Below are 21092 nucleotides of genomic sequence, written 5' to 3'. Positions count from 1 at the left end.
AAATTCAATGAACGACTTTACGTTATATGATTTAGGTCTCGCGGGCGTGATGCAATATATTGCAAAAAATCACGACTCACGTATTGAGATAGACGAGAAAAGTATCCCGGTTACTCTCTCGCACTATGATAAAAACGATCCGGCGCATGAAGTGCAGATCAAAAATTATTTTTTATCGTTAGGGTTGGTCATCCATGAGGTAAAATTTTCCCGCCCGGAAGACCTCCTAAACGAGCATATGCCGTTAATCATCTTAACTTCTTCTATGCAGTGGATGGTATGCGTCGGCTGTCAGGAAGGCGGATTGCAGCTGGTTTCACGCAACAATGAGTTTGGCGTAATAGAGTGCGAACGGAACCAACTGAATGAACTGTCGGTGTTTCTTATTCAGCCGCTGAGTGGTATGAGTGATTCTATCCGTATCAGCGAAATACTGAAGACGGGGCTGCGTAATAATAAAGTATTTTACAGTAAATACTTTTTTTCTGCGCTGTTTATGGCACTCTTTGCGCTGACGATCCCCGTATTCAGTAACCTCTATTACGACAAGCTGGTTCCCAGCTCTTCTGTCGCCTCTCTGTTTGGCGTCACCGCGATTGTACTGGTATTTGTTATCTTTGAGTTCTTATTACGATCGTCGAAAGATATTTACCAGTCTATCGTTTCACGACAGGAAGACGTCAATGTCGATGTCTCCTTTGTTGAATCACTAATCTATAACACCACCAAAACCAGCTCGATGTCCTCCGTTTTTATTTTGTGGACCGAATTTCAAAAAATAAAGCCGGTGCTGTTGAACTCCGTTTTTCAGCGTATGTCTGACATTCCCATTTTTATTATTTTTAGCATTATTATCTATGTGAACCTCGGTCTGCTGGTCTTTATACCGGTGACGCTGATGATTTTATCGCTGGTGCTGGCGTGGGTAAACTATAAATATACAGAAGTGCTGATGGATAAAATGAAGGAGAGTCAGTCTAATCGCAACGTTTTTATTACCGAACTGCTCTATTCTTTGCGTACAATTCATACGCTGAACAATAAAAACCTTATGCTGGATTGGGTGAACAGCAGTAATAATCAGTCGTGGCTCAGTCTGAAAATTCGCAAGGCGGGAGTTTATTATCAATCTGCGCTCAGCGCGATGTCGAATTTGAATCAAATTTTGCTGATGGTTTTTGCCTTCTTCCTGGTCATTAAAGGTGAAATCACCACCGGCGCCATCGTTTCATCGGTGATCGTCTCCGGGCGAATGTCTGGCATTATTTCCGGGCTTTCCTCAACCCTTTCAACCATATTCACCACCAATAAAACCATCACCGATTTAATGAAGATGTTTGTGTCACAGGAGCAGGAACAAAAGTTACTGCAGTCTGTGGTCAGCCTGCAGGGAGATATTGCACTGCGGGCGGTGAATTATCAGTACGATCCTCAGTTGCCTAAAGCACTCGACAACATCACCCTGGATATCCCTAAAGGACAGCGGGTGGCCATCATTGGCGAATGCGGTTCGGGAAAAAGTTCGCTGGTTTCTTTGCTGTCCGGTTATTGCCCGCCCACCGAAGGCAGTATCATGTATGACGGTTATAACTCCCGCCATCTGGCACAAAACTTTTTTAGCCGTTTCATTAGCATGGTCACCAATCAGGACACCTTATTTACCGGCAGCATTGAGAGCAATTTTTCGCTTAAGACGTGTAATAACCGTAAGCGGGTGATAGAAGCGCTCCAGGTCACCCACTGTGGTTTTGTGCTGCAGCACCCTATGGGGCTGCGCTACCCGGTAAGCTTTATGGCGCGAAATCTCTCTTCAGGACAAAATCAGCAGCTCCTGCTGGCCAGAAGCCTGAGCAGTGAAGCGGAAATCTATCTCTGGGATGAACCGACCTCAAGCATGGATGAAGTCACCGAGCAGCGCATATTTGAGCACCTCGACCATTTTATACACAATAAGACGCTGGTAATGGTGACCCATCGTCGCTATTTGCTGAAATATTTCGACCGCGTGCTGGTGATGAAGGGGGGCAAAATCATCCGCGATTGCGCGCCAGACAAATTACCGGGTATGGCGAAGAGCGAACAGCCCGCAAAGGCTGTTCAGGTGAAGGTGGCTACGGCGACGCGTTAAGTTGTCTCCAGGACGCGCCGCAGTGCGGGGCGCGTTCCTTACTCCTCGTTTTCAGCCAGCTCGCGCAGATACTGAAAAATCAGACGCGCAGACTTCGGCGGCTTGTTCCCTTCTTTCTCTTTTTTCGCATTGCGAATCAAAGAGCGCAACTGCTGGCGGTCTGCGTCTGGCCACAGATTTAGCACCTCAGGTATGGCGTCATCACCCTGCTCAATCAGACGATCGCGGATCTGCTCCAGTTTATGGAACAGGGCAACCTGCTGGTTGTGACGGTTTTTCAGCTTGTCCAGCGCCTGGCGGATTGGGTCGACGTCACGTTGACGCAGCATTTTACCGATAAGCTGAAGCTGGCGACGACGGCCTTCTTTCTTGATTTTCTGTGCCAGTTCAATGGCATCACGCAGATCCTGGTCAAGCGGGATCTTATCCAGCGCATTTTTACCCAGTTCTATCAGTTCCGCACCAAGATGTTTTAACTCTTCGGCGTCACGTTTAATTTCACTTTTACTGACCCAGATGATCTCATCATCTTCGTCTTCGATGTCATCACCGGGAACGTCGTCGAGCCAGTCTTCGGGCTGCTTAGTCATGTCAGGCTCCTTAAAAAAAGAGGCTAATGTTACCAGTTAAGACGCGCACTGAAAAACGGTTCTCTGTTAGACTTCAGTTAACTCTCTCTTACAGTATGGCATTAGCGATGAAAGTAACCTCACAAGTTGAAGCGCAGCGTAAGATTCTGGAAGAAGCCGTCTCCACCGCGCTGAACCTCGCTTCAGGGAAATCAGATGGCGCGGAAGTGGCGGTTAGCAAAACCACCGGGATTAGCGTGAGTACCCGCTATGGCGAAGTGGAGAATGTGGAATTCAACAGCGATGGCGCCCTGGGGATTACGGTTTATCATCAGAACCGCAAGGGAAGCGCGTCATCAACCGATCTCAGCCCGGATGCCATTGCCCGTACGGTGCAGGCCGCGTTGGATATCGCGCGGTATACCTCCCCCGATCCTTACGCGGGCGTTGCCGATAAAGAGCTGCTGGCGTTCGATGCCCCGGATCTCGATCTCTTCCACCCGGCTGAAGTCACCCCAGACGAGGCGATCGAAATGGCCGCGCGTGCCGAGCAGGCCTCTTTGCAAGCCGATAATCGTATCACCAATACCGAAGGCGGCAGTTTTAATAGCCACTACGGCATCAAAGTTTTCGGCAACAGCCACGGTATGCTGCAGGGCTACTGCTCAACCCGTCACTCGCTCTCCAGCTGTGTGATAGCGGAAGAAAACGGTGACATGGAGCGTGACTATGCCTACACCATCGGCCGGGCAATGGGCGACTTGCAGTCTCCGGAATGGGTTGGCGCCGAATGCGCCCGGCGTACTCTTTCACGTTTGTCTCCGCGTAAGTTATCTACCATGAAGGCCCCGGTCATTTTCGCCAATGAAGTGGCAACTGGCCTGTTTGGTCACCTGGTGGGGGCTATTGCGGGTGGCTCGGTTTACCGTAAATCGACCTTCCTGCTCGACTCGCTCGGCAAGCAGATCCTGCCGGCGTGGCTGACTATTGAAGAACACCCTCATCTGCTGAAAGGGCTGGCTTCTACGCCGTTCGACAGTGAAGGCGTGCGCACTGAACGTCGCGATATCATTAAAGACGGCATTCTGACCCAATGGCTGCTGACCAACTACTCCGCACGTAAGCTGGGGCTGAAAAGCACCGGCCATGCGGGTGGCATTCATAACTGGCGTATCGAAGGCCAGGGGCTGAGCTTTGAGCAGATGCTGAAAGAGATGGGCACCGGTCTGGTCGTTACCGAACTGATGGGCCAGGGCGTGAGCGGCATCACCGGGGACTATTCGCGCGGCGCAGCGGGCTTCTGGGTCGAAAACGGCGAAATTCAGTATCCGGTGAGCGAAATTACCATCGCCGGTAACCTGAAAGAGATGTGGCGCAACATCGTTACGGTCGGGAACGATATTGAAAGACGCAGCAATATACAGTGTGGTTCTGTTCTTCTGCCCGAAATGAAAATTGCGGGTCAATAGAGATAGCGTTTTGTTAATAATAAAAAAAAGGAAGTGAGCAATGCGTAAACACCTGTTAGCGATCGTCGCGGCTTCAACGCTGGTTCTTGGCTCAGCTACGTTTGCTGCCGATCTCGAAGACAACATGGATATCCTTAGCGAAAATCTGAAGGTCGTGCAGAAAACGGACAATGCGGCGGAGATGAAAGACGCACTAACCAAAATGCGTGAAGCCGCGCTGGACGCCCAGAAAGCCACGCCGCCGAAGCTGGAAAGCAAACCTGCTGACAGTGCTGAGATGAAAGACTACCGCCACGGCTTTGACGAGCTGGTCGGGCAGATTGACGGTGCGCTGAAGCTGGCTAACGAAGGCAAAGTGAAGGAAGCCCGGGCGGCAGCCGACCAGTTTGTCGCTACGCGCAATACCTATCACAAAAAGTACCGTTAATTGGGTGCCTGAGCTGTACGTCCTCTCCGTATGCGGAGGCGCATTACGCGCCCCCGCATCGTTGCTCCTGACTTTCCGGAGCGATAATCCATCCGCGCTGTCACTTCAGGCGAGCCGTTACGAAAACGGATCTCGCACAGTGTTTTCCTCGTCACCAGCGTTAAGATGATTATTGTCAAAGCAACAATCATTAAAACCCGGATAGTTGGGGATTGGCGTTTCATGGATGCTTCCTTGCTTTGAAGCGGGCGAGGTAGCGAACTCCACGGTCCGACGTGTCGTTTCAAGCACCCGCCGCCACTCTAGCGGTTACCCATAAGAAAACCTTATCCACATCACATTTCTACGAGTCCGCTCGTAATCTTTTCCACTCCGCCTGGACGTGTATGACCGCTTAATAGCGTGATATTCATCACGCAAATATAGTGTTTTATCCATATTCAACGCATTTATGTGGAACAGATCACTGCTGCTGCTCCTCTTTCCACTTCGAAGTGGAAAATAACTCGCTACAAACAATGTCCCCTCAACGTTAGTTTACTTTCAGAGCCATTAACGGGGTAAGACCAGTGATTAACGGAGCGGTAATGAACGACGTTGGGGATCAGGCGATACATACAGAGCAGCTCGCCACCACTATGCTGTCGCAGGTGTATGCCCTGCTGGCCCGGCACAATATCATCCCCAATGCGGTACAGGAGCAGATGCTGACCTCTCACGTCCGCGCGATGGCGCACCGGTCCGTGACCGGCGAGCCGTTGCCGGAGGTCGAAGCAGATCTGTTTGACGAAATTTCACCCGATTCAATGCAACTCGCCCGCGAAGTGGTGGCGCAGTTTGGCAACCTTCCTGATGAAGAAGCCTGGCTGCTCTCCGTTCACTTCGAAGTCGCGAAAGACAACCTTTAAGGAGCAACACATGGAACAGATTACAGTCGTGATTGGCGATCGCCTGGGTAAAGGTCAGAAAGTGGCTGCCGGTGTGGAAAAAGCTGGTGGACGCGCGGTTGTTGTGCCGGGCATGGCGGCAGATATGAAACTGGGTGATGTTATGAAAGCGGAAAATGCCACTTTCGGCATCTCTTTCTGCGGTAGTGGCGGCGCGGGCGCCATCACCGCCCAAACCAAATACGGCTACAAAGCCAAATACGGTATGCGTTCAGTGGAAGAGGGCGTCACGGCCATCAATGAAGGCTGCAACGTGCTGGGCTTCGGCTTTATGGATAAAGAAGAGCTGGGCGAGCGTCTGATGCAGGCGTGGCAGAAGAAGTACGGCGCATAAGTATGAAAGAACATTTCACGACCACGGTGCGAGTGAAGGGAAAAGGCGACGCCAAAGCGCGCGCCTTTGCCGATGCGCTCAACCACGTTCAGGCCGCGGTGATGAAAGCCTCGCCGCATATCTTACTGCGTATTGAGCCACAGGATGTGCAGGTCGTTCAGGCGCAAGAAGCGGTGCGTAAAGAAGCTTTTCTGTTCTTCTTTTTGCGCCGGGAAAGACGCACCTACAGCGTGGAGCTGGATGTGACCGTCAACGTGACCGCCATCAATCTCGACCAGGTGGATTTCGTCACGCAACGTTGAATATTCATAAAAGGGCAGACTGATGTTCTTAATTATATTAATAAAGTCACTCATCATCGGCGGCCTGGTTGGCGTCGGTGTGGGGGCCGGGGCAGCACGCATGTTTCATGCGCCTGGAACTCAGGGTATGGGCGCGTTCCGTACATTGGGGGAACTGAACTCCTGTGAAGGGGACCCGGCTTCTCACTTTTCCTTTGGATTAGGCTTCTTCTTTAACGCCTGGGCCTCTTCCGTGGCCGCAGGTGCTTTCACCCAGGACGTTGACCACCGTATTATCCCCAACTGGGGCGCGGCGGCATTGATGATCAAAAACCGTAACGTCGGCGAAACGCTGCATGACCCACGCAAAATGGCGATTGCCTGCGGCGTCATCGGCATGATCGTTGTCACCTTCCTTAACCTTACCGCCTCGTCGGTTCCGGCTGCGCTTCAGGTCACCGCCGTGAAGGTGCTGGTGCCCGCGGCTAACCTGCTGGTCAACATTGTCATGCCGGTGATCTTCTGGCTGGCCGCTATCGATGCGGGGAAAAAATCCGGCTTCTGGGCCACGGTGTTTGGCGGCGCAGCACAGCTGATTATGGGGAACGCTGTACCGGGTCTGGTACTGGGTATCCTGATCGGTAAAGGCGTTGAAGAGAGCGGCTGGAACCACGTTACCAAAGTCATGATGATCGCCATCGTGGCGCTGTTTGTGCTGAGCGGCTTCTTCCGCGGCTTCGACATGAAGATGATCGAATCCTTCCATCTGACCGTGCCGAACTGGCTCGAGATGATCCACAACTCGCTCAGCGGTAAATAACAGGAGCCTCTGAATGGAACAGAATAAAGGTTTTTGGTATGCCGACTGGTCATTCCCGATCTTCGTTGGCCTGCTCTCCTCCGGCGTCTTTGCCGGGACGCACATGTACTATCTCTACGGCATCGGCGCGTTTAACGAAGTGGCCTTTGTGGCGATGCTGAAAGCGGGAATAGATACCGGCGTTTACGGCGCGGTGGCCGCGTTCGGTGCGAGCTTCCTGTTCGCCCGGATCATTGAAGGATCCCTGGTCGGTATTCTCGATATCGGCGGTGCGATCCAGACCGGCGTGGGCCTCGGCGTGCCGGCGCTGCTGCTGGGGGCGGGCATCATGTTCCCGGTGACCAACTTTATCGCCTCGCTGATTACCGGCCTGGTGATTGGTCTGGCGATTGGTTACGTCATCATCCTGGCGCGTAAGTTCACCATTAATCAGAGCAACTCCACCTACGGCGCAGACGTGATGATGGGCGCAGGCAATGCTTCCGGGCGCTTCCTCGGGCCGTTGATTATCCTCAGCGCCATGACCGCCTCCATTCCAATTGGCATCGGTTCCTTGTTGGGCGCACTGTTGTTCTACATCTGGCAGAAGCCGATTACCGGGGGCGCGATCCTTGGCGCTATGCTGTTAGGCTGGCTGTTCCCGATCGCCCTTTAATACCCGCGGGCGCTCAGGTGCCCGCCTTATCAGGAGATCCTCATGTTTGATTTACTCCTGCGCCGTGCGCGCCTTACCGACGATACCCTGATCGATATCGCCATTCAGGACGGGAAGATCGCGGCGCTGGGCGAGATTACTGCTGCCGCACAGAAAACGGTTGAGCTAAACGGTGAAGTGTTCGTCAGCGCAGGCTGGATTGACTCCCATGTTCACTGTTACCCGAACTCGCCGATTTACCACGACCAGCCGGACAGCGTGGGCATTGCCACCGGCGTGACCTCCGTGGTGGACGCAGGCAGTACCGGCGCCGACGACGTGGATGATTTCTACGCGATTACCCGCAAGGCCTCGACCGAGGTATTTGCCCTGTTAAACATCTCCCGCGTGGGGCTGATTGCCCAGAACGAACTGGCCAACATGACCAACGTCGATGCCGACGCGGTCAAGCAGGCGGTAAAGCGCCACCCGGATTTTATCGTCGGCCTGAAGGCGCGGATGAGCAGCAGCGTGGTCGGTGCGAACGGTATTACCCCGCTGGTGCGCGCGAAAGCCATCCAGAAAGAGAACGGTGACCTGCCGCTGATGGTGCACATTGGCAATAACCCGCCGAACCTCGATGAGATCGCCGGGCTGCTGAGTTCCGGCGACATCATTACCCACTGCTACAACGGCAAGCCAAACCGCATCCTGACCCCTTCCGGTGAGCTGCGTGCCTCCATTACCTCGGCCCTGAAGCGCGGCGTGCGTCTGGACGTCGGTCACGGCACGGCGAGCTTCAGCTTCGAGGTGGCGAAACGCGCCATCGCGATGGGCATCCTGCCGCACACCATCAGCTCGGATATCTACTGCCGCAACCGCATCAACGGCCCGGTGGGCAGCCTGGCGAGCGTGATGTCGAAATTTCTTGCCATCGGCATGTCGCTGGCGCAGGTGATTGATTGCGTGACCGCGAACGCCGCTGACGGGCTGCGTCTGACGCGCAAAGGGCGTATTGCGCCCGGCCTTGACGCCGATCTAACGCTATTCACCGTTAAACGCCAACCGACGCTGCTGGTGGATGCCGAAAACGACAGCCTGCAGGCTGAATACATTCTGGTGCCGCTGGCCGCGATCCGCGCGGGCAAGGGCTACATGACCGAACTGGGGAGCACGGAACATGCCTTCGATTTATGAAAAGTACAATTTAAAGCAGGTTATTAACACCTCTGGCCGCATGACGGCGCTGGGGGTCTCCACGCCGCGCCCGGAAGTGGTACAGGCGGCGATGGACGGCATGAATCACTATTTTGAGATGAAGGATCTGGTCAACAAAACCGGGGAATATATTGCTAAGCTGCTGGATGTCGAAGGGGCGACCGTGGTCTCTTGCGCCTCTGCGGGCATTGCTCAATCCGTGGCGGCGGTGCTGGTCAAAGACAGCGACTGGCTGCTGGAAAACCTGCACGTGACGCCGATTGAGAACAACGAAATTGTCCTGCCGAAAGGCCACAACGTCAACTTTGGCGCACCGGTGGGGACCATGGTGGCGCTGGGTGGCGGCAGGCTGGTGGAAGCGGGTTACGCCAACGAATGTTCCGCCGAACAGCTGGCGGCGGCGATCACGCCGCGTACGGCGGCGATCCTCTATATTAAGTCTCACCACTGCGTGCAGAAAAGCATGCTCAGCGTCGAGCAGGCGGTGGTTGTGGCGCGTAAATATAGTTTACCGCTGATCGTCGATGCGGCGGCGGAAGAGGATCTGCACGCGTACTATCGATCCGGTGCCGATCTGGTGATCTACAGCGGCGCGAAGGCTATAGAAGGGCCCACCAGCGGGCTGGTGATCGGCAGAACCCAGTACGTTGAGTGGGTGAAGCGCCAGACGGCAGGGATTGGCCGCGCGATGAAGGTCGGTAAAGAGGGCATTCTGGGCCTGACCTGCGCTATCGAACATTACCTGACGGCGACCAAAGAGAGCGGGGCTGAGATGGTGGCAAAAATGACGCCGTTTATTAATGCGCTCAATACCCTGAACGGCGTCACTGCCCGCGTGATCTGGGACAGCGCCGGGCGCGATATTGCCCGCACCGAAATTAAATTTGATGAAGCGACCACCGGCGTCGGCACCGGCGAGCTGGTGAACGCGTTGAAGCAGGGCGAATATGCCATTTATTTCCGTGGCTACAAGGCCAACGAAGGGATTATCGAAGCGGATGTGCGCAGCGTAAACGCCGATCAACTGAACATTGTCTATCACCGTATTAGCGAAGTAGTCGGCCAGGAGAAAAACGCATGAAACTGACCCCCAACTTTTACCGTGACCGCGTCTGCCTGAACGTGCTGGCAGGCTCCAAAGCCAACGCCAGCGCCATTTACGCGGCAGCAGAAGGCCATGTTCTGGTGGGCGTGCTCTCCAAAAATTATCCGAACGTGGCGAGCGCGGTCGCTGATATGCGTGAGTACGCGGGGCTGATTGATAACGCGCTCTCGGTAGGGCTGGGCGCGGGCGATCCGAACCAGTCGGCGATGGTAAGTGAGATCTCCCGCCAGGTACAGCCGCAGCACGTTAACCAGGTCTTCACCGGCGTGGCCACCAGCCGTGCGCTGCTGGGGCAAAACGACTCGGTGGTCAACGGTCTGGTCTCCCCGACCGGCACTGTCGGAAAGGTCAAAATTTCCACCGGCCCGCTAAGCAGCGCGGCACCGGACGGTATTGTTCCGGTAGAGACCGCAATAGCCCTGCTGAAAGATTTCGGCGGCAGTTCCATCAAATATTTCCCGATGGGCGGCCTTACCTGCCGCGAAGAGTACCGCGCGGTGGCGCAAGCCTGTGCGCATCTCGATTTTTGGCTGGAGCCGACCGGCGGTATCGATCTGGACAATTTTGAAACGATCCTGCAGATCGCGCTGGATGCGGGGGTCAGCAAAATCATTCCGCATATTTATAGCTCGATTATCGATAATGCCAGCGGCGATACGCGGCCTGAAGATGTGCGTACCCTGCTGGCGATGACGAAGAAACTCGTGAAATAACTACCACTCGCCAACGGCGGATGGCAGTATGCCATCCCCGGTCGGCAGTCCATCCTGGATGGTTATTTCACCCTAAGCAGTAAGAGGACAACGACGTGCGATTTCCGAACCAACGTTTAGCGCAACTGTTCGATCTGTTGCAAAACGAGACGCTGCCGCAGGACGAACTGGCGCAGCGGCTGTCGGTCTCCACGCGCACCGTCCGCGCCGATATTACCGCCCTGAACGCGCTGCTGGCGAGCCACGGCGCGCAGTTTATTTTGAGCCGCGGCAACGGCTATCAGCTCAAAATTGACGATGCTGAGCGCTACCAGCAACTCCGGGCATCACACCCACGCGCGCTGCGCATTCCCCGCACGGGGCCAGAGCGCGTGCACTATCTGGTGGTGCGTTTCCTCACCTCAGCCTTCTCCCTCAAGCTGGAAGATCTGGCCGATGAGTGGTTTGTCAGTCGGGCCACGCTGCAAAGTGACATGGTGGAGGTGCGTGAGTGGTTCCACCGCTATAACCTGACGCTGGAAACCCGCCCGCGACACGGCATGAAGCTGTTTGGCAGCGAGATGTCGACCCGCGCCTGTCTGACCGATCTGCTTTGGGAACTGGCGCAACAGGATAGCCTGAACCCGCTGATAACCGACGTTGCGCTGAACGCCGGAGTGCCGGAGCAGATGGTCACCGTGCTGCACGAGGCGCTAACCCGCCATCACATTCGCCTGACCGATGAAGGCGAGCTGTTTCTGCGCCTGTACTGCGCGGTGTCGGTACGTCGCATCAGCGAAGGCTACCCATTGCCAGAATTCCACGCGGAGGATGTTGAAGAGAACGTTCGCGAGGCGGCAAAAGATATCGCCGTCACCCTTCAGCAACTGGCGGGAAAAATGCTTGCGCCTTCGGAAGAGAGCTGGCTGTGCGTGCACATCGCGGCGCGGCAGATCCAGGAGATCGCCCCCAGCGCCATTAATGCCGACGATGACGAAGCTCTTGTTAACTATATCCTGCGCTATATCAACACTCACTATAACTACAATCTGCTCAGCGATGAACAACTGCACGCGGATTTGCTGACCCACATAAAGACCATGATCACCCGCGTGCGCTATCAAATCATGATCCCCAATCCGCTGCTGGATAACATCAAGCAGCACTATCCGATGGCATGGGATATGACGCTGGCGGCGGTCTCAAGCTGGGGTAAATACACGCCGTATGTCATCAGCGAAAACGAGATGGGTTTTCTGGTATTGCATATCGGCGTCGGGCTGGAGCGTCACTACAACATTGGTTACCAGCGCCAGCCGCGCGTGCTGCTGGTGTGCGATGCCGGTAATGCGATGGTGCGCATGATTGAGGCAGTACTGCAGCGCAAATATCCGCAAATTGAGGTGACGCGAACGCTCACCCTGCGCGAGTACGAGCTGACGGAGACGATCGGCGAGGACTTTGTTATCGCCACCGCCCGCGTGAGCGAGAAGTCAAAGCCGGTGGTGACGATCGCGCCGTTCCCGACGGATTACCAGCTGGAGCAGATCGGCAAGCTAGTACTGGTAGACCGTACCCGCCCGTGGATGCTGGATAAATACTTCGACGCCGCCCACTTCCGCATCGTTGACCAACCCATTGACCAGCAAACGCTATTCCGCGAGCTGTGCGAACAGCTTGAGCGCGAAGGCTTTGTCGGCGCAGCGTTTCTGGATTCGGTCGTCGAGCGTGAAGCCATCGTCAGCACGTTGCTTGGGGACGGCATCGCGCTCCCGCACGCCCTCGGCCTGCTGGCACAGAAAACGGTGGTCTATACCGTTTTGGCCCCACACGGCATTGCGTGGGGAGACGAAACCGCGCACGTCATTTTTCTGCTCGCCATCAGCAAAAGCGAATACGAAGAGGCAATGGCCATCTACGACATCTTTGTCACCTTCCTGCGCGAACGCGCGGTGACGCGGCTCTGTAGCTGCGGCGATTTTGCGGCGTTTAAGGCCGTGGCGATGGAGTGTGTGAGTCGATTTTGAGCTAAGTGTGGACAGGAGATATCCACCGTGAATCACCGCAAATGATGCACAACCTGGTTACTGCTGCCGCGCCAGATTAACGCCGGGTCTTTTAAATCCTGCACAAATTTTCCGTCGACCAGCACGTTAATCAGATCCACCACTTCCCTTTGCTGCGCGTTCAGCTCATCCAGCCTGTAGCCCGTCCACACCCAGATATCCTTTCCTGCACACTCGCGGCGAATTCGTTTTACCAGCGTCAGGATCTCCGGCACATTTTGCGGGTGCAGCGGATCGCCGCCGGAGAGTGAAATCCCCTGGCGATGAATACGCGTATCGTTCAGATCGCTGATGATCCGGTCTGCTATCTCGGCGGTAAAGGGCGAACCTGAATTCAAGCGCCAGGTGCTTTTGTTGTAGCAGCCGGGACATTGGTGCACGCACCCTGCGACAAACAGGGTGCAGCGGGTACCGGGGCCGTTAACGATGTCGACGGGATAGTACTGATGGTAGTTCATCGCGTTAACCGATCTGCCCATTCCCTAAATGCTTCACGCGGCGTTTTACCTCTTCCTGCTTGCCCGCGTTGAACGGACGCGCGTCCGGGCTACCGAGATAACCGCACACGCGGCGGGTCACGGAAACGCGAGCCGCATCGTGGTTGCCGCATTTCGGGCAGGTAAAGCCTTTGCTGGTGCACTCAAACTCACCGGTAAAGCCGCACACGTAGCACTCGTCGATTGGCGTGTTGGTGCCGTAATAGGGCACATGCTGGTAGCTGTAATCCCATACGTCTTCCAGCGCCTTCAGGTTGTGCTGAATGTTCGGGTACTCGCCGTAGCAGATGAAGCCGCCGCTGGCGATCGGCGGATAGGCCGCTTCAAAGTCAATCTTGTCGTAAGGATCCACTTTCTTCTCAACATCGAGGTGGAAGCTGTTGGTGTAATAACCTTTGTCGGTCACCCCTTCAACAATGCCAAACTCTGCGGTGTCCAGACGGCAGAAGCGGTCGCACAGGTTCTCGCTTGGCGTGCTGTACAGGCTAAAGCCATAACCGGTTTCATCCTTCCACAGGTCAACCGCCTCGCGTAGACGCCGCACAATCGCGATCCCTTTCTGGCGCAGGGCTTCGCTGTCATACATATGCTTATCGCCACACAGCGCGTTAATGGTTTCATGAATGCCGATATAGCCCAGCGAAATAGACGCCCGACCGTTTTTAAAGATCTCTGACACCTCATCATCTGCTTTCAGACGCACGCCGCAGGCCCCTTCCATATACAGGATTGGCGCCACGCGAGCTTTCACCCCTTCCAGACGGGCGATGCGGGTCATCAGCGCTTTACGCGCCAGTTGCAGACGATCGTCGAGCAGCGTCCAGAAGGTGTCTTCGTGACCTTTGGCCTCCAGCGCGATGCGCGGAAGATTAAGGCTGATCACTCCCAGATTGTTGCGCCCGTCGTGGATCTGCTCCCCGTTTTCGTCCTCGTACACGCCGAGGAAGCTGCGACAGCCCATTGGGGTCTTAAACAAGCCGGTCACTTTGACTACCTGATCGTAGTTCAGAATGTCCGGATACATGCGCTTGCTCGCACACTCCAGCGCCAGCTGTTTGATGTCGTAGTTCGGATCGCCAAATTTATGATTCAGACCATCGCGAATGGCGAACACCAGTTTTGGGAACACCGCCGTTTTGCGGTTTTTGCCCAGACCCGAAATACGGTTACGCAGAATAGACTGCTGGATAAGGCGCGATTCCCGGCAGGTGCCCAGGCCAAAACCAAAGGTGACAAACGGCGTCTGACCGTTGGCGGTGTGCAGCGTATTCACTTCATATTCCAGCGACTGGAAAGCGTCGTAGCACTCTTTTTCGGTACGGGAGTGCGCGTAGCCGTCGGCGTCGGGGATCTGCCACTCCTCAGCCGTTTTGCGATGTTTGTTAAAGCTCTCTGTCACGAACGGCGCTAGCACTTCATCAATACGATTAATGGTGGTGCCGCCATAAATGTGGCTCGCCACCTGGGCGATAATCTGCGCGGTGACCGCCGTGGCCGTTGAAATGGATTTTGGCGGCTCAATCTCGGCGTTACCCATTTTGAAACCGTGGGTCAGCATGCCTTTGAGGTCGATCAGCATGCAGTTGAACATCGGGAAGAATGGTGAGTAGTCGAGATCGTGATAGTGGATCTCACCGCGCTCGTGCGCCGACACCACGTCGCGGGGTAGCAGGTGCTGGCGCGCATAGTGCTTAGCGACGATACCGGCCAGCAGGTCGCGCTGGGTCGGGATCACTTTGCTGTCTTTATTGGCGTTTTCATTGAGCAAAGTGGAATTGGTTTGCTCTACCAGGCCACGGATCTCCTGGTTCAGACGACCGCGCTTCTCACGCTGGACGTCACGATCGTGGCGATACTCAATGTAGGCGCGCGCCAGCTGTTTGTACGGGCCAGCCATTAGCTGGTTCTCAACCGCAGTCTGGATATCGTTGATATCCACCTGGCTGCGTTCATTCATCTGGCGACTAACGACTTCTGCGACGGTGGCGCAGTAATCTGCGTCATCGACTCCCGCTGCTTTAGCTGCACGCAGAATGGCTTCTTTGATGCGCTCTGATTTAAAAGGCACTTTACAGCCATCACGTTTCATCACATGCGGTGTCATGATCACTCCATTTTAAGAAACAGGTTATCCACAGAGGTGGAGAAGTATTCACCTGGCGTATTCCCCGCCGCGGCAAAGACTTCCCGCGTTCCCAGCGTGTGTTATCCACAATTGCGGCCAGCGTAAGCGCCGTCTTGTTGTTGGAATTGTAGACGATAAATACAATATGTTGGGTTGAGATGCCATTTTAAGTGCTACATATAGTGATTTGCATCAAACATGTTTACGCTTTTTTTGATTCAGAACAAAGTAAAAAGACGAGAGTACAAACGGCGGGCGCTGGAGCAATTGTAAATACGCGCAGGAAAAGTATGATTAATTATTCAACAAAAACAAGCGCTCAACACCGCACGTACTGAGCGCTGTTCGATTAACTCACCGTGCAGACCCAGCTCAACCCTGCCTGTAAAAACGCTACAGTAGCGATACAGCCTAGCACCACGGGGATGAGAAAGGCGCGAGCGGGGCTATCCTCCTGTTCTTGCGGTTCTTCTCCACTCAGGACGGACAGTGCCTCTTCCCGGGTGCGCGCTGCCAAAAGCTGCTCACGCACGCGACCTTCCGTCAACAGGCTGGTGAGCGACGTCAGCAGTTGCATATGCGTACTGCCTGCTTCTGCGGGTGGAATGGCGAGGAGAAAAACCATTCTGACCTCTTCATCGCCTTCCAGCCCGGGCCAGCGTATTGGGTCGTCAAAGAGCGCCAGACAAAATGCCGCATGATGCACCGCCTCCGTTTTACCGTGCGGAACGGCGAGCGCTTCACCCAGTGCGGTAGGACCTTCACTTTCGCGTTGTAATACGCTTCGGATAAACGCGTCTTGATCGCTGATAACATTTCGCCTGACGAGCGGTTCGGTGAGCCAGCGGATAAGCTCTTCAGGCGTACGGTGTGGCGGGTTGATAAAAACCAGATCGGGGTGCGTCAATGCAAGCAAGTTCATATTAAGCCTCCAACAAAAAATCGCAGGTCGCGAAAGGGGGAATTGCCGTTACCGGTTGCACAGGCTCTTCCAGATAGTTGATCTGACGTAGTCCCGTTAGATGTGCCGGGACGGGAACCGGCCGCCTGCCAGCGTTAAACACCCGGACGACGGTGCCATGCGACTGCTGCGCATGGGGCAGGGCAGAGAGAATAAGCGGCTCCGGTAGGGTCAATAACGAGAACTGTGCCGGAAGCTCGCATTCGGACAGACGCAACGAAAAGCGCTCAAGGCGGTGGTCGAGCGTGTGCAATGTTTGCCGCTGGTAGGTGAAAGGTTGTCCAGCCGCCTGATTCTCGAGCTGGCGAAGCGTGAGATGGTCAGCGTTGTCGGCCAGCGCAACGGTGAATGAAAAATGCAACGGTTTGAGCAACTGGGCATCAGGAGTCTCGACCACCGTATTATTAATGCCCGACGCCCGACCCGGTCGCCAGTGAATATCGCTGCGTCCCAGCACACCCGTCGATTTGAATAAGGTAAGGGCAATAGCCGCCGGTTTGCTGCCGATAATCTGAAACTCCTTCATGCCGCGGCTATTCACCACCAGCGCTTTGCCCGCTTCAGCGACCGCGATAATCCCGTCGCTGGTTTCGATGTCCACGGGCATCTCGCGATAGCGTTCCCGCCAATTTTCATCGTCAGCGCCTGTTTCGCGTTGGATTATCGCAAAGGGCTGCGAGGCGATAGCGTGACGGGTGTGAATATCGCTATTGATCAGTAAACGTAACCGATGATCGCAGTGGCGGTTTTCCAGCGAACTCTCGACATAAAGATTCGGATCGTCATGGCGCAATTCGCACGCCAGACGAATAAATAACGGTTTTCGGGCAGTATCCTGGTGTCCGGCAAGATCCTGCGCAAGAAGTAAGGTGGCCTCAATGATCAGCTTTTCGACCAGTGATGCTTTCAGGCAGTCAATAAGGGTGAAATGGGAACAGCGCGTCGGCGTATCGCCCGCAAGCGGCGAGAAATCGTAGCTGTCGCCCGCATCCGCGCAGTCTTCGAAGGTAAAGAAAGAGGAAATACATCTGCCGCTGCGTTTGTCTTCAAAGGTGAGCGTACCGGCATCCAGCGTGAGCCGATAATGCGCATTTTCTATCTTGTTGCCCTTTATCTGTTCAGGCTGCCGGAAAGGCGCAGGGTTATCTTCAACGTTAATCCTAAGGTAGCCAACAGGCGGCAAAACCGGCGTCTGCACAGCAACGTACCAGCGGTAATAAGGGGGAAGGGGCGTTTCACACTCGCCTTTGGCCGTGAGGGCGATCGCCGTTCCGCCAGGTAGCATGTCTCTTTTCAGGACGTCGAAGGGGATTGTCCGCCCCTGATATGCCAGAGCAATATTTTCGGTGCGGCTATAGAGTGTGGTTTTAACCACGCGCCGCGCTGGGGTGGCCAGCGGGTTGAAAATCAGTAGTTCACCTTCCTCTGCGCAAGCGGCGGCCAGCGTTTTTACTACCAGATTCCACAGGCTGTGACACAGTTGCTCGGTTTGCTCGAGTCGATGGAGAATATCGCGGTTGGTGGCATCGCTATTACAGCCGCCGATGGAGTCGTGGGCGTGGCATCGCAAAAGCGTCTTCCAAAGGGTGTCGACCACAGACAGGTTGACCGGAATTCCCTGGTGACGCGACAGTGCGATGGTCGGCTCAAGCTGTCGCAGGATGAACTGCTCAATTTCATCATTTTTCTTTTTGATGTCATAGCGCACGGAGCCGATCGTTTTATGAATGCGGGTGTAGCGCGGCGATTTCAGCTCACCTTCCCAGAGTTCAAATTGTTCACGCTGCGTGCGCAGGATGTCGACGTAGCGCTCTAGCGAACTGATAACATACTGGTCCTTGCCAGGAGAGTATGCGCTGGCAATCTGCAGGATATTTGGTAGCGCCGGGTCGATACTCACCTGGTCGCCCCCGCAGGGCAGCAGCAGGTCATTTATACCCGCACGTGAACGTAGCAAATCGACCATCGGATAGATCTTGCCGTGCAGATGGCTGGCGTCTGCACGCATGTTTTTAGCCGCCCCATAACCGAGCGCCATTGCGCAGGCGATGACGGTCGCACCTGACGGTGCGCGCCAGAGAAACTGGCTGTTTTTAGCTTGCCTGTCGTGATCGATACCCCGCCAGAAGACGAAATTGTCGATATTGCAGCCCTGCAAAATCGTGGGCATCTGCGCATTGTGGCCGAAGGTATCCGGCAGATACCCGACCTGCATAGCATGTCCCAGCGTTCGGGCGGCGAAGATACCGTATTTGAGGTTGCGGATAATGGATTCGCCATGCACGTTGTAGGTATCCGTCTGGGTATACCACGGCCCCACGAAGAGCCTTTTCTCTCTGACCAGTTTTTCAACCCTGAAGCGATAACCGGGATTGATGGCGAGAAAGTCATCCACCACCGCCATCTGACCGTCAAGGTGATAGCAGTAATAAGCCGGGTCCTGCTCCAGCGTGTCGATGACGTCCGCGAAGTTATATGACGCCAGCACCATGCTGTCCTGACGGGTGAAGTACCACTCTTGATCCCAGTGCGTATGGGCAATAACGTGGATCTGACTCATGCTGCTTCCCTCATCTGGCGTTTTTGGTGCTGACATAGAGCATGCCCAGGGCACATATCAGCGCGCCCATAAAGACGCTCGCCAGGTAGCCAGCGACATTGGTGGCCAGGGGCCAGCCCCAGATGGCTGGCAGAGGCAACGTTTGTTTTACATCAAGCGCAATGGCGACCAGCGAGCCGACGACGGCGCCGGTCATAAACACCGGGATCAGGCGTGGGTTTTTCAGGATAAACGGGATAGCGCCTTCAGAGATCCCGATAACGCCCAGCAATAACGAGGTGCTGCCCACGGTTTTCTCTTCCCGGCTGAAGACGTCCGGTAGACCGAAGCGTCCGTTGAGGAATGCGGCAAAGCCGACGCCAATGGAGGGGATCACGATGGAGAGTTCACGGGCGGTTAAGTCGAAGGTCTCGCTAATGCCATTCAGGCCGAGCGCGACAGAGCCTGCCGCCTTGTTGACCGGACCGCCCAAGTCGAAGGCGGTGCCTGCAGCAATCATCGCTGAATAGAATCCGCGGCCGGTGTCACCTGCCGAGGTAAAAAAGACCACCATCAGCTGGTTAAGCGAGCCAAAAATTGGGTTAATCAAATATTCCATGACCATCACCAGCGTAATGCCGGTGATAAGCGGCACAACCAGCATCGTTTTAATGGTGGTGAGCTGCTGGCGGACATGCAAAGAATCATTGAGCCAGCGCACCAGATAGCCCACAAAAAAGCCAATGCCAATGGCGCCGAAAAAGCCGGACGGCATAAAGCCTTCGATATCAAAGAAGCGTTTGTAGACTTCGTCAGACATGATGCCGCCGATAAGCCCGGGGATCAGCGCCGGTTTACCGGCAATGGAAAACGCCAGATACATAGCGAAAATCGGATACATGAACTTGATGGTCATCAAGCCTACTTTATCCAGCACGCTGAATGGCGAATGTTCGATGTTAATAAACTGCCCGGTAATTTTGGCCGTCGCCATCATCAGCCCACCCATAACCACGACCGGTAACATATAGCTAATGGCCGCCATGATATGGCCGATAAAAATCTGGTAAGCAGAACGCTGGAGATCGTCTTCGTCTGCTCGTGCAAGGGAGGTGACGTTTTTTTCCATTGCCAGCGCCTGACACAGATAGCGATCGGTATACTTGATCAGCTCCTGCGTGCGGGTCTGCAGGTGGGGAATTTTTTCGAAACGCTCAGCATCCTGAATGGGAACATCGGTTGCCAGAATAACGGCCGTGGCGGAGGCGATATCCTGTTTCGTTAAGCGGTTTTTAACGCCGTCGCTGCCCTGCGTTTCGACCTTGACCTCAATGTTATGCGCTTTAGCCCATGCAATAATTTTATTCGCCGCCATAAAGGTGTGGGCGATGCCCGTCGGGCAGGCCGTAACCGCGACAATTTTTTGTTTCGTCATTGTAATAATTCCCTGAATGTGAAAACAGGGAAAGTATAAAGAGAAACCAACATCGTTTTTAATGTTTGCTAATACTAATTACGTATTGCGATACGCGGAAATGCAATTTGTGAAGCGCCTTCCAGAGACTATTTTTCTTCGGTGTTAATATCATCTCTGGATTACTCGGGGCGTAATATATGAACTCATTTCAGGGAAGTGAGCGTTTGATATTTGAATACATTCAGCATCATGCGCCTAATATTTCTAATATATCGGCAAAAGAGATTGCTCGTGATACCTTTACGAGGACAACATCTGTTAACCGTGTGTGTAAAAAAATGGGCTATAAAAGTTATACCGAGCTTCGGTATCGTTTTTTGCTCGATCATTCTACCTCTGCGCTTGCAGAGCCTGGCGTTGTGCCGCAGGCGGACGCTATTGTGGCGGAGGTGTCCAGGCTGCTAACCCATTCCAGCCATATCTTCCTTTACGCACGGGGCGCCTCGCTTACCAGCCTCAACTATCTGTCGCGTTTTTTATCCCTGGCGAGCCTGCCGCATCTTGTTCTGAATGATATGCACCAGTTGACACGGGTAACGAAAGGGACGTTGGTGTTGATCAGTAAATCCGGGGAGACGCAGTCGCTGATTGAAATGGCGCGTAACGCGCTGTGCAAAGGGTTAAAGATTATTGCGATTACCCGTGAGGGATCGACGCTGGCTGCGATCTCAACGCTATGCTGGCCGTTATTGATCGACATTAACGCAGTATCATTGTATCAGCGGGAGGGGCAGCTTGAACTGTTAAGCGCCGTGGACCGTATCGGCTGCAGGCTACTGCAGCACGATACGGTGTAGTCAGGC

Annotated in this window: 19 protein-coding genes and 1 pseudogene; 13 read left to right on the top strand and 7 right to left on the bottom strand. The window is 54.5% G+C overall.

From position 1 onward, the window contains the following. Positions 1 to 7 precede the first annotated feature (7 nt). On the top strand, positions 8 to 2128 hold the full coding sequence (locus tag NL510_RS21025) for a peptidase domain-containing ABC transporter (RefSeq protein WP_301308578.1): 2121 nt from the start codon (positions 8 to 10) through the stop codon (positions 2126 to 2128). A gap of 38 nt (positions 2129 to 2166) precedes the next feature. Here NL510_RS21025 and yjgA read toward each other — a convergent pair whose 3' ends face one another. Further along, positions 2167 to 2718, bottom strand: a complete 552-nt coding sequence (yjgA, locus tag NL510_RS21020; RefSeq protein WP_253380038.1) for a ribosome biogenesis factor YjgA — start codon at positions 2716 to 2718, stop codon at positions 2167 to 2169. Between the two features lie 95 nt (positions 2719 to 2813). Between yjgA and pmbA the strand changes: the two genes are divergently transcribed. Next, a complete protein-coding gene (gene pmbA / locus NL510_RS21015) occupies positions 2814 to 4166 on the top strand; it encodes a metalloprotease PmbA (RefSeq protein WP_253385051.1) in 1353 nt (450 codons plus the stop codon). 40 nt (positions 4167 to 4206) lie between these two features. Further along, entirely contained in the window at positions 4207 to 4593 is a 387-nt protein-coding gene (gene cybC / locus NL510_RS21010) for a cytochrome b562 (RefSeq protein ID WP_253380036.1), read from the top strand. A 71-nt stretch (positions 4594 to 4664) separates the two neighbouring features. Here cybC and NL510_RS21005 read toward each other — a convergent pair. Beyond that, positions 4665 to 4817 (bottom strand): annotated as a pseudogene (locus NL510_RS21005) (Hok/Gef family protein); the annotation flags it as partial. Positions 4818 to 5162: 345 nt separating this feature from the next. Between NL510_RS21005 and NL510_RS21000 the strand changes: the two are divergent. The 9 genes from NL510_RS21000 to NL510_RS20960 all read left to right on the top strand — a co-directional run bounded on the left by NL510_RS21000 (position 5163) and on the right by NL510_RS20960 (position 12651). Beyond that, positions 5163 to 5501 (top strand): glycine dehydrogenase, encoded by a 339-nt coding sequence (locus NL510_RS21000; protein ID WP_253380034.1) that lies wholly within the window; start codon positions 5163 to 5165, stop codon positions 5499 to 5501. 10 nt (positions 5502 to 5511) lie between these two features. Next, positions 5512 to 5874 (top strand): SFCGS family glycine-rich protein, encoded by a 363-nt coding sequence (locus NL510_RS20995; RefSeq protein WP_253380032.1) that lies wholly within the window; start codon positions 5512 to 5514, stop codon positions 5872 to 5874. 2 nt (positions 5875 to 5876) lie between these two features. Then, a complete protein-coding gene (locus tag NL510_RS20990; RefSeq protein ID WP_108367487.1) occupies positions 5877 to 6176 on the top strand; it encodes a DUF4312 family protein in 300 nt (99 codons plus the stop codon). 22 nt (positions 6177 to 6198) lie between these two features. After that, on the top strand, positions 6199 to 6975 hold the full coding sequence (locus NL510_RS20985; protein ID WP_253380030.1) for a DUF4311 domain-containing protein: 777 nt from the start codon (positions 6199 to 6201) through the stop codon (positions 6973 to 6975). A 13-nt stretch (positions 6976 to 6988) separates the two neighbouring features. Further along, positions 6989 to 7630 (top strand): DUF4310 family protein, encoded by a 642-nt coding sequence (locus NL510_RS20980; RefSeq protein WP_253380028.1) that lies wholly within the window; start codon positions 6989 to 6991, stop codon positions 7628 to 7630. 42 nt (positions 7631 to 7672) lie between these two features. Continuing rightward, entirely contained in the window at positions 7673 to 8806 is a 1134-nt protein-coding gene (locus tag NL510_RS20975; RefSeq protein WP_253380026.1) for an amidohydrolase/deacetylase family metallohydrolase, read from the top strand. After that, a complete protein-coding gene (locus NL510_RS20970; protein WP_253380023.1) occupies positions 8790 to 9908 on the top strand; it encodes a DgaE family pyridoxal phosphate-dependent ammonia lyase in 1119 nt (372 codons plus the stop codon). The genes NL510_RS20975 and NL510_RS20970 overlap by 17 nt, the downstream gene beginning before the upstream one ends. Next, positions 9905 to 10645, top strand: a complete 741-nt coding sequence (gene dagF, locus NL510_RS20965) for a 2-dehydro-3-deoxy-phosphogluconate aldolase (protein ID WP_253380021.1) — start codon at positions 9905 to 9907, stop codon at positions 10643 to 10645. The genes NL510_RS20970 and dagF overlap by 4 nt, the downstream gene beginning before the upstream one ends. A gap of 95 nt (positions 10646 to 10740) precedes the next feature. Beyond that, positions 10741 to 12651, top strand: a complete 1911-nt coding sequence (locus NL510_RS20960; protein ID WP_253380019.1) for a BglG family transcription antiterminator — start codon at positions 10741 to 10743, stop codon at positions 12649 to 12651. 32 nt (positions 12652 to 12683) lie between these two features. Here the strand turns inward: NL510_RS20960 and nrdG are convergent, their stop codons facing one another. The 5 genes from nrdG to NL510_RS20935 form a co-directional block, all read right to left on the bottom strand. Next, complete coding sequence (gene nrdG, locus NL510_RS20955) at positions 12684 to 13148, bottom strand: anaerobic ribonucleoside-triphosphate reductase-activating protein (protein ID WP_253385049.1); 465 nt, start codon at positions 13146 to 13148, stop codon at positions 12684 to 12686. A 4-nt stretch (positions 13149 to 13152) separates the two neighbouring features. Then, positions 13153 to 15291 carry an anaerobic ribonucleoside-triphosphate reductase gene (gene nrdD, locus NL510_RS20950; protein ID WP_253380017.1) on the bottom strand — a complete coding sequence of 713 codons (2139 nt, stop codon included), beginning with the start codon at positions 15289 to 15291 and terminating at the stop codon, positions 13153 to 13155. Positions 15292 to 15661: 370 nt separating this feature from the next. After that, a complete protein-coding gene (locus tag NL510_RS20945) occupies positions 15662 to 16234 on the bottom strand; it encodes a PTS sugar transporter subunit IIA (RefSeq protein WP_253380015.1) in 573 nt (190 codons plus the stop codon). Position 16235: 1 nt separating this feature from the next. Then, a complete protein-coding gene (locus tag NL510_RS20940; protein WP_253380013.1) occupies positions 16236 to 18833 on the bottom strand; it encodes a glycoside hydrolase family 38 N-terminal domain-containing protein in 2598 nt (865 codons plus the stop codon). 10 nt (positions 18834 to 18843) lie between these two features. Continuing rightward, positions 18844 to 20247 carry a PTS fructose transporter subunit IIC gene (locus tag NL510_RS20935; RefSeq protein ID WP_253380011.1) on the bottom strand — a complete coding sequence of 468 codons (1404 nt, stop codon included), beginning with the start codon at positions 20245 to 20247 and terminating at the stop codon, positions 18844 to 18846. A gap of 179 nt (positions 20248 to 20426) precedes the next feature. On the opposite strand from NL510_RS20935, the gene NL510_RS20930 reads away from it, so the two are divergent. Continuing rightward, positions 20427 to 21086 carry a MurR/RpiR family transcriptional regulator gene (locus NL510_RS20930; RefSeq protein ID WP_253380009.1) on the top strand — a complete coding sequence of 220 codons (660 nt, stop codon included), beginning with the start codon at positions 20427 to 20429 and terminating at the stop codon, positions 21084 to 21086. Positions 21087 to 21092: the final 6 nt, after the last annotated feature.

It is taken from the genome of unidentified bacterial endosymbiont (assembly GCF_918797525.1).
Taxonomy (GTDB): Bacteria; Pseudomonadota; Gammaproteobacteria; order Enterobacterales; family Enterobacteriaceae; genus Enterobacter.
This window is presented reverse-complemented; position numbering and strand designations above follow the sequence as displayed.